Raw genomic sequence first — 6,015 nt, 5'->3', positions numbered from 1 at the left:
AAGCCGTGCTCGAGCACGCCGCAGCGCAGGTAGGTCTCGAACTCCTCGCGCACATACTCGGGCAGCGGGCGGTCTTCGGCCTCAAGACGCGCGATGAAGTCCGGGTAGTGCGCCTGCACTAGCGCGTACAGCAGCGTGCGCTCGGGAACATGGCGTGCGTAGCTCGGCGCGGCCGCCAGCGCGGTGTTTGCGGCACGGGCGACACGCGGCGCGGCGCGTCCCTCCGGTGCGGTGAGGCACAGCACGGAACGATCCTGCGCATCGACGGCTGCACAGTGTTCCGCGCGGCCTCATCGCCGCCCATCGGCATTTCTCCCGCGCAGCGTCTCGGCCAAGTTGATGAAATAGCTGACTTGATTGAGTTCCATAGTCCTTTCGCCCATGCGCCTGACTGATGCCTCTTCCGTGAGCCCGCCTTCGGAAAGCAGGCCACAGAAATATGCTTGGCGCATATAATCATGATCTAGAGGCTTGTCTATATGCGCCAGACATATAAATGATACTCTGAGATGACGCCTACTGGTTGGCGGTGCGCTCTGCCCAGCTCCGTCGAAGGTTCTGAGAGCGCAACCGCCAAGCCGCGAGCTGGAGGTTTGATGGACATGGCAGAAACAACATTCACGTTTGCGAGTGGAGCTGGCTCTCAGCTTTCCGGGCACCTCGAACCGCCAGAGGGAACGCCGCGGGGCTGGGCGATCTTCGCCCACTGCTTCACCTGCGGGAAAGACAGTCGCGCCGCCGTTTACATCTCGCGCGCGCTGTCGCGTGCGGGCATCGGGGTCTTGAGGTTCGATTTCGCCGGAACCGGGATCAGCGGTGGGTCGGGGGAACCTGTGAGTTTCGCGTCGGACGTCGAGGACCTTAGGGCTGCCGCAAAGGCGATGGCGGCGGCGGGTATGTCACCCTCCCTCCTTGTCGGGCACAGCCTGGGTGGCACCGCTGCGATCGTAGCCGCGGCCGAGTTGCCTGACGTTGCGGCGGTGGCGACGATTGGTGCGCCGGCCGACCTTCAGCATATCTTGCGGCTCTTCGGACCGAATGATCTGGACACCATCGCGAGCGAGGGCGAGGCCTCGGTGGAGATCGCCGGTAGGCCCTTCCTCATTCGCCAAGGGTTCCTTGAGGCGGTTGAGGGGATCGACGTCGAGAAGGCCATTGCCTCCCTGCGACGGCCGGTGCTGGTCATGCACTCTCCGCTGGATCAGGTGGTCGGCATCGACCACGCGTCGCGCATCTTCGTCGCGTCCAGGCACCCTAAAAGCTTCATCTCGCTCGACAACGCGGATCACCTTCTCACCGACGTCGCGGACGCGAACTACGCTGCGGCCATGGTGGCGGTTTGGGCGAGCCGCTTTCTCCCACCACTCACGGCGGATCTTCCGCAGGTCGAGGTTGCGGAGGGCGTCGTCGCCACCGAAACTCTTGCAGGGACGTTCCAGCTCAAGGTCCGCAGCGGCGAGCACACTCTGTTCGCCGACGAGCCAGCATCGGTCGGTGGCCTCGGGACCGGACTATCTCCCTACGAGCTCGTATCTGCCGGCCTCGCAGCCTGCACGGTGATGACGATGCGTCTCTATGCGAACCGCAAGGGCTTTCCGCTCGAACGGGCGAGCACGACCGTGCAGCACGAGAAGGTGCCGGACACGATGCCACCCGACCGGTTCACCCGCACCATTGTCCTCGATGGGCCGCTGAGTGATGATCAGCGCGCTCGGATCCTCGCGATCGCTGATCGGTGTCCCGTCGATCTGAGTCTCATCCGGGGTTCGGACGTGCAGACCGAGCTCTTGAGCACCAGTCAGGCTGCGGATCCCGCGAGGCTGGCTTGACCGTGGCGCACACGGAGGAGGGCGAATGGACTGTGAGCCAATCGCCTACCGGCAAAGGGGCGCCCGCGACAGAGCGAGCAATTCTCGCAGGCGGCTGCTTCTGGGGCATGGAGGATTTGCTGCGCCGAGCCAGGGGAGTCATTTCGACGCGGGTCGGTTACATAGGCGGTGAAATGCGTGATCCGACCTATGCGAGACATTACGGCCATGCGGAAGCGGTGGAAGTGACTTTCGACCCTTCCGTTCTCAGCTATCGCTCTCTCCTGGAACTCTTCTTCCAGGTCCACGACCCCACGACATACGAGCAACAGGGCAGCGATGTCGGTCCGAGCTATCGATCGGCAATTTTCTATACCACCGAGGTGCAGAAGGAAGTCGCCCTGGCGACCATCGCCGAGATCGAGGCATCAGGTCGCTGGCCTGGCCCGGTCGTGTCGGAAATCAATCCGGAAGAACCCTTTTGGGAGGCGGAGCCAGAGCACCAAAGATACCTGGTACGCTATCCTGGGGGCTATAGTTGCCACTTCGCGCGTCCGACCTGGCGTTTGGATAGATCAGCTCAATGAGCAAGTCGGAGATACTGTCTTAATACCTGGAGAATGGAGTCGAAAGCGCGACGCGTCGCTACAGGCCGAGATTGCGAGCCTTCTACGCGTCGTCGCTCTTCTCACGGTCTACACCTCGTTCATACAATTCGGCATCAATGGGGCAGTTCGTGCAACCCTCGTAGCAGCACAGCCGGCAGATGCGGTATGACTGCTCCAGGTTTTCCAAGCGATTGCGAAGAACGCGTTCAGCGATGTCCGATAAGATTTTCAGTTCGTCTGGATTAAGGATCGATAGCCCTTCGGCAATCACTTGATCGCGCGAGGCTAGGACCTCGTCGCTCGCGACCTTGCCAACTGTAGTAAGATAGAGAGATCGCGCGCGCCCGTCTGTCGAATGCTCCCTACGCTCGATCAATCCCTCGGTGGCCAATCGATCCACTAGGCGAACGGTCCCCGCATGTGAAAGGCCCACCCCGACCGCAAGCATACGGATCGAGAGCCCGGGCTTGTGCGCGAGCAACGCCAGCGCTGAGGCGGCGGGTCCAGCTTCCGGCGCCCGCGATGAACTAGCGCGAACGATGTCGTCGCTGATCATGAGTGCGAACGCCCCAAAAATGTTTCGATCTCGAGGTCCATCCATTGCCACATCTATATGTGCGCGGAGCATAGACAGCAAGTCATACCGTGGTCTTCTTCCTCCGGGAGGCTTATGGAAAAGGTCTTGTTTTAAAAGGGTTTCGGAGGATTTCGACTGATCAAGCGCGCCGAAGAAAGCGGGTCCGGCCCGTCAAGGCCGCGGAACCGTTGATACCTGGCGGCTATAGGGCGAGCCTCTCCGCTCGGAATCGCCATAGGTCGCGCCCGAGAATCACCGCGCGTCAGCGCCGTCATCCAGGCCGCGCAGGTAGATCAGCGACACCGAGCTTGCCCCCGAAGGATGTGCGCGCGATCAACCGTATAAATAGCGAAGGTGGCCTTTTTCATCACCACCCCAGATGTCGCGGAGCAGACTGCCGGCGTCCTCTGTTGCCCTTATCATGGCCGTGAAAGGCGGCGCCGAAACAAATTACCACGCGCTGCAAATCCGAAGACGATTGTCATCGTCATCAGAAGGTAGGCGACTATCCCACCAGGTGAAAGAGTCGGAACCGCTGCGAGGATCAACCCATCATTCCCGCCGGGTATGAGCGCTATTCCGATACCCATCAATGTGCCGCCGACGACAGATCGCAGAATGCCATTGGCTGTCGGCAGTTGGAGACGCAGATTTCCTTGGCGAAAGGAGGCGGTAAGGGCGCCTGCGATCGAAGAGATCACCGCAGTGAGCGCGACCTCGCCGGCCGGCGACATTCTGAGAGGAAGGGCGCGTTGAATCACGTCTGCGAAGGTCCAGGCCGGCGAGAGTGCATATAGAAGTCCGCCAGTGATACCGAGTCCAATCATCGAAGCGCCGAACGACCAACCCGGCTTTGTTCGCAGAACGCTCTTCGTGGAAACGAAAACGAGTGCCAGCACGAGCACAACTAGGAAGGCTAGGAGAGTAACGAGGCCTGTTGCACTCGGTTTGGAGATTAAGCTTGGCCATGTTGAATCGTAGCCGAACCTGCCATGGTCGGCAGCCAAGATACCAATCGTTAATCCCAAGGGTAGAGCTAGAAATCGCATCTCCCCATCCCCAAGCCGCGCCAGCGATCCGAGCAGGCATGTGTCATTAATGAGTGCGCCGAGGCCGAAGGCGATGGCGCCGATGAGCAGGAGGAAATTGATGCTGGTCGAGGGTGCGAGTGTTGCGCCCAGTGTTCCCGTCCAGACTATCGGGACCGCAACCAGGCCTGCCGCTGCCGACGCTGCGAGAAATCCGACGAACATTTTCGGCGGCTGTCTTCTGTGTAACTCATGAGCGGCCACCACTAAACAGGTTCCGCCTTGGTTCGCCGCATATCCGAACCCGAAGGCAAGTACGCATAGAAGAAGTTCGAGCGCAAACGATCCCATTATATCAAGCCTGCCTGATCATATCGTCAGCCTTCTGATGCGACGTTCCAGCGTGGCGAGCGCCCCGGCTTAGCTTTACCACGGGAAGGCGCGATCCTGCTGTAGCCGCACAGATGGCAAAGGCTGACCGAGCCATCTTTGTCGAAGCCGTTTGCCACAAGGAGCCGCTCTGACAGCATGCCTAGAATGTCGAGGTCATTGGGCGACAGGGGCGAAACACATTCGGAGATCACCTGCTCCCGTGCCTTGAGCAAGGCTTCCGTTATCTTCTTCCCCGAATTGGTGAGGTGAATGAAGCGCGCCCGCCTGTCGGTGATTTGTCTTCGTCGTTCCACCAACTGTTCGCGCTCGAGCCTATCGATCAATCGCACCGTCCCGGCATGAGAAAGCCCGATCGAGGTAGCCAAAACGCTGATCGGCAGTCCGGGCTCCATGCTGAGTAACACCATCACGGCGGTCCCCGGGCCGCTTGGTGAAAACGAGGCCGAGACACTGGCGATGCTGTCTGCAACCGCCAACGCGAGTGCACCTAAATGGTACTTGGCGACCTCAGGCTCCATACCGCAAGAATATATGCTTCGCGCATAGACTTCAAGCGTGTGAAAATGTATGACCGCCGCATGCATCTATGACAGATTCGGACATGGTCATGCTCATTGAGGGGCTCAACTCGGATTCCACATCTGAGATCAACGGACGTGCTCGTTTCCCAGGCGCTAGCGGGGGTGGGCTCGATGAAAGTGGACGTGCATGGGTGCCGCTCACCGGGCGCAGGCGGTTCGCCGATGAGACCGCCGGTATGATCGGACGGGTCTCATGCCCGACCTGACTCTTGATCTCCGATACCTGAAGTACGCCGTTCAGGTCGCCGAGGCCGGCAGCTTCCGCCGAGCGGCGGAGCGCCTATCGATATCGCAATCCACCGTCAGCCGACGTGTGCAGCTGTTTGAGCGCCAACTTGGCTTTTCTCTCTTCAAGCGTACGCGAGCGGGGGCAGGGCTGACTCCAGAAGGTGAGCGCTTCCTTCAACAAGCGGTGGTGGGAGCGCGCTACCTTCGTAACGCCGCAACGGAGATCCACTCCGCGCGGAAACTCAAGACCGGGCTCGTGAGGTTCGGAATGCTTGAAGCGTTCCCGGCGTGCCCGATCATCAACATTCTCTCGGCATTCAGAAATAGACATCCGACGATCGAGGTAAAGCTTGAGGAAGGCACTTCAGGGTATAGGAAGTTCAACCGCCCTTTTTTGCGAGTCTGGCGGGTAGGAAGCGGCCGCGCAAGCGCCGCTTTGGGCACAGATCGGGCACAGATCGGGGGTTCATGCGTGGGTTTTCGACATCGCGGGGCCRCGCAGCGGCTCAGTGCGTAGCCATTTCTCACCGAATCCCGGCACAGGGCCGAGCGCAGCCCTGCGGGGTCGTGGCCGCATCGGATCSGACTCTGGCTTGGCTGCCGGCTGTGTGGCCGGCACCTCGTCACGCGGCCGGCGGCGGCGCGCGCGCTGCGGGCCGGTAGTGCGCTTGCTCCAGCGCGCCGTGCTTCTCGAAGTGGGCGAGGATGGCGCGGATGGCGGTGGGTTCCTCGATGCTGGCGACGATCCGYACCGCGCCGCCGCAGTGGGCGCAGGTGGTGAYGTCGATGGAA

Annotated in this window: 6 protein-coding genes and 2 pseudogenes; 3 read left to right on the top strand and 5 right to left on the bottom strand. The window is 60.9% G+C overall.

What is annotated here, in order from left to right; all coding sequences use genetic code 11:
* Positions 1–245: pseudogene (locus tag D7Y61_RS22295) on the bottom strand (hypothetical protein); the annotation flags it as partial.
* Positions 246–596: 351 nt separating this feature from the next.
* Here D7Y61_RS22295 and D7Y61_RS22290 point away from each other — a divergent pair.
* Both D7Y61_RS22290 and msrA read left to right on the top strand, forming a co-directional pair.
* On the top strand, positions 597–1,829 hold the full coding sequence (locus D7Y61_RS22290; protein ID WP_180869376.1) for a bifunctional alpha/beta hydrolase/OsmC family protein: 1,233 nt from the start codon (positions 597–599) through the stop codon (positions 1,827–1,829).
* A 32-nt stretch (positions 1,830–1,861) separates the two neighbouring features.
* Positions 1,862–2,395: a peptide-methionine (S)-S-oxide reductase MsrA gene (gene msrA / locus D7Y61_RS22285; RefSeq protein ID WP_345776276.1), complete on the top strand. Its 534-nt coding sequence runs from the start codon at positions 1,862–1,864 to the stop codon at positions 2,393–2,395.
* Positions 2,396–2,477: 82 nt separating this feature from the next.
* Here msrA and D7Y61_RS22280 read toward each other — a convergent pair whose 3' ends face one another.
* From D7Y61_RS22280 to D7Y61_RS22270, 3 genes are all read right to left on the bottom strand, one after another.
* Positions 2,478–2,972: a MarR family winged helix-turn-helix transcriptional regulator gene (locus D7Y61_RS22280; protein WP_219628103.1), complete on the bottom strand. Its 495-nt coding sequence runs from the start codon at positions 2,970–2,972 to the stop codon at positions 2,478–2,480.
* A 440-nt stretch (positions 2,973–3,412) separates the two neighbouring features.
* Positions 3,413–4,372 carry a YeeE/YedE thiosulfate transporter family protein gene (locus D7Y61_RS22275; protein ID WP_180869372.1) on the bottom strand — a complete coding sequence of 320 codons (960 nt, stop codon included), beginning with the start codon at positions 4,370–4,372 and terminating at the stop codon, positions 3,413–3,415.
* Positions 4,373–4,398: 26 nt separating this feature from the next.
* The gene (locus D7Y61_RS22270) at positions 4,399–4,932 is read right to left on the bottom strand and encodes a MarR family winged helix-turn-helix transcriptional regulator (protein ID WP_180869370.1); all 534 of its coding nucleotides are present in this window, start codon (positions 4,930–4,932) and stop codon (positions 4,399–4,401) included.
* Positions 4,933–5,188: 256 nt separating this feature from the next.
* On the opposite strand from D7Y61_RS22270, the gene D7Y61_RS22265 reads away from it, so the two are divergent.
* Positions 5,189–5,740: a LysR family transcriptional regulator gene (locus tag D7Y61_RS22265; RefSeq protein WP_258010452.1), complete on the top strand. Its 552-nt coding sequence runs from the start codon at positions 5,189–5,191 to the stop codon at positions 5,738–5,740.
* A gap of 106 nt (positions 5,741–5,846) precedes the next feature.
* Here the strand turns inward: D7Y61_RS22265 and D7Y61_RS22820 are convergent.
* A pseudogene (locus tag D7Y61_RS22820) lies at positions 5,847–6,015 on the bottom strand (IS91 family transposase); the annotation flags it as partial.

The sequence above is a fragment of the Stenotrophomonas maltophilia genome, from assembly GCF_013464485.1.
Classification (GTDB): Bacteria; Pseudomonadota; Gammaproteobacteria; order Xanthomonadales; family Xanthomonadaceae; genus Stenotrophomonas; species Stenotrophomonas maltophilia_AW.
This window is presented reverse-complemented; position numbering and strand designations above follow the sequence as displayed.